The organism is Methylobacterium sp. WL7, assembly GCF_008040085.1.
Classification (GTDB): Bacteria; Pseudomonadota; Alphaproteobacteria; order Rhizobiales; family Beijerinckiaceae; genus Methylobacterium; species Methylobacterium mesophilicum.
Genome location: NZ_VRVG01000260.1, coordinates 1 through 2,912, shown reverse-complemented (window position 1 = coordinate 2,912; position 2,912 = coordinate 1). Strand labels below are relative to the sequence as shown.

2 protein-coding genes are annotated in these 2,912 nt (G+C 72.9%); both read left to right on the top strand.

The window, feature by feature from the left end; translation table 11 throughout:
• Positions 1-44: 44 nt before the first annotated feature.
• Positions 45-2,240: a xanthine dehydrogenase family protein molybdopterin-binding subunit gene (locus FV233_RS28910; RefSeq protein WP_147899582.1), complete on the top strand. Its 2,196-nt coding sequence runs from the start codon at positions 45-47 to the stop codon at positions 2,238-2,240.
• Positions 2,241-2,396: 156 nt separating this feature from the next.
• On the top strand, positions 2,397-2,912 hold a 516-nt coding region (locus FV233_RS28905; RefSeq protein ID WP_147899581.1), incomplete at its 3' end, for a uracil-DNA glycosylase family protein.

Genomic DNA, 2,912 nt, shown 5'->3' with positions numbered 1-2,912 from the left:
CCCCCTCTGCCCCTCCCCGCGGTCCTGACCGGAGCATCGCCGCCATGCTGAACGCCCGTCGACCGAACGCAGCCCCCGTCCGTCCCAGCCGCCGCGGCCTCCTGGCCGGCGCCGGCGCCATCGTGGTCGCCTTCCGGCTGGACGCCAAACCCGCCCGGGCCGCCGCCGGCCCGGACCTCGCGAGCGTCAAGGCCCAGCCCAACGCCTTCGTGCGGATCGCCCCGGACGACACCGTCACGGTGGTGATCAAGCACCTCGACATGGGCCAGGGCAACACCACCGGGCTGGCCACGATCCTGGCCGACGAACTCGGCGCCGACTGGAAGACGGTCCGCACCGAGTTCGCGCCCGCGGACGCCACGCTCTACAACAACAGCCTGATGGGCCCGATCCAGGGCACCGGCGGCTCCACCGCGGTGGCCAATTCCTGGTTCCAGCTGCGCAAGGCCGGGGCCGCCGCCCGGGAGATGCTGATGGCCGAGGCGGCCTTCCGCTGGAAGGTCCCGGTGGCGCAGATCACGGTGGCCGAGGGCGTGGTCCGCCACGAGCCCTCGGGCCGGCAGGCCCGGTTCGGCGAACTCGCGGCCTCGGCCGCCTCCCTGCCGGTCCCGTCCGAGCCGCGGCTCAAGGACCCGAGCGAGTGGACGCTGATCGGCCGGACGGTGCCGCGCCTCGATTCCGTGGCCAAGACCAACGGCTCGGCGGTCTACTCCCTCGACATCCGCCGCCCGAACCAGGTCACCGCCGTGGTGGCCCGCGCCCCGCGCTTCGGCGCCACCGTGAAGAGCTTCGACGCCGCCGCGGCCCGGAAGGTCGCGGGCGTGCTCGACGTGGTTCAGGTCCCCACCGGCGTGGCGGTGATCGCCCGGGACACGTGGTCGGCCATGAAGGGCCGCGAGGCGCTCACCGTCACCTGGGACGACAGCACCGCCGAGACCCGCTCGTCCGACGCGATCCTGGCCGAATACCGGGAGCGGGCCAAAGGCCCCGGCCTCACCGCCTCCGAGCGCGGCGACCCGCAGGCCGCGTTGAAGGGCGCCGCCCAGGTGATCGAGGCCGAGTTCACCTTCCCGTACCTCGCCCACGCGGCGATGGAGCCGCTCAACGCCACGATCGAGCGGGCGGCCGACGGCGGCTACGACGTCTATGCCGGCTTCCAGTTCCAGACCGTGGAGCAGGCGACCATGGCGGCGATCCTCGGGGTGACGCCCGACCGGGTCCGGCTCCACAGCAACTGGGCCGGGGGCTCCTTCGGGCGCCGGGCGACGCCCACCGCCGACTACCTCGCGGAAGCCGCCACCGTGCTCAAGGCCGCTGGCGAGAAGGCTCCCATCCATCTGGTCTGGACCCGCGAGGACGACATGGCCGGCGGCTATTACCGCCCGACCGTGCTGCACAAGGTCCGGGCCGGCATCGACGCCAAGGGCGCGGTGGTCGGCTGGGACCACGTCATGGTCGGTAAGTCGATCATGATCGGCTCGCCCTTCGAGGCGATGATCGTCAAGAACGGCATCGATTCGACCACCGTCGAGGGCGCCTCCGACACGCCCTACGCGCTCCCGGCCTACCGGTTCGGCGTCCATAACGGCCGCGAGGGCGTGCCGGTCCTGTGGTGGCGCTCGGTCGGCCACACCCACACGGCCCACGTGATGGAGGTGATGATCGACGAATTGGCCCACGCCGCGAATGTCGATCCGGTGGCCTACCGGCTGTCGCTGCTGACGCAGGCGCCGCGGCTCTCCGCCGTGCTGAAGCTCGCCGCCGACAAGGCCGGCTGGTCGGACAAGCCGCAGGAGAAGGGCCGCGGCCTCGGGGTGGCGGTCCACGAATCCTTCGGTTCCTACGTCGCCATGGTGGCCGACGTCACCGCGCAGGATTCCGGGATCCGGGTGAACCGGATCGTGGCCGCGGTGGATGTCGGAATCCCGGTCAACCCGGACGTGATCCGCGCCCAGGTCGAGGGCGCGGTCGGCTTCGCGCTGTCGGCGGTGCTGCGCAACCGCATCACCCTGAAGGACGGTCAGGTGCAGGAGCACAATTTCGACGCCTACGCGCCGACCCGGATGAGCGAGATGCCGCAGGTCGCGGTGCATATCGTGCCGAGCCAGGCCGCGCCCACCGGCATCGGCGAGCCGGGCGTCCCCGTGCTGGCGCCGGCCATCGCCAACGCGGTGTTCTCCGCCACCGGGCAGCGCCTGCGCGCCCTGCCCCTCGACCTCTCCGGCATGAAGGGCGCGTGACGAATCGCACGGCGCGCCTCCCGGCCCCGGCGTAGGACGGAGGGGCCTTCCCCCCAAGGCAAGAGACCTGAGTAAGAGACCCGACTGACGACGGCGCGGCGCGACACCGCGCCGTTTTTTTTGGTTTCTGCGCGGCCGCTCGCCATCTTGGCAACGATGCCCGCACACGCCCCGTTCGAAGACACCGCCGCGCGCCTGCGCGCCTGCCGCCTGTGCCGGGACAGCCCGCTCTACGGGCCGCCCCTCCCCCAGGAGCCGCGGCCGATCGTGCAGGGCAGCACCGGCGCCCGGCTCTGCGTGGCGAGCCAGGCCCCCGGGACCCGGGCCCACCGCACGGGGATGCCGTTCACCGACCCGTCGGGCGTCCGGCTGCGCAGCTGGCTCGGCCTCGACGAGGCGCGGTTCTACGACCCTGCGCAGGTGGCGATCGTGCCGATGGGCTCCTGCTTCCCCGGTCTCGACCCCAAGGGCGGCGACCGGCCGCCGCGCCGGGAATGCGCCGAGCGCTGGCGCGCCGAGCTGTTTTCCGGCCTGCCGAACCTCGAACTCATCCTGGTGATCGGCCAGTACGCGCAGGCTTGGCACCTGGGCCGGATGGAGGGCGGCCTGACCGGCACCGTGCGGCGCTGGCGCGCGCTCCTGGACGAGCCCCGCCGCCCCCGGGTGCTGCCC

What these genes read in the sequence shown, in the direction of transcription:
- FV233_RS28910 (WP_147899582.1), top strand. Translation starts at nt 45, where the DNA reads ATGCTGAACGCCCGTCGACCGAACGCAGCCCCCGTCCGTCCCAGCCGC.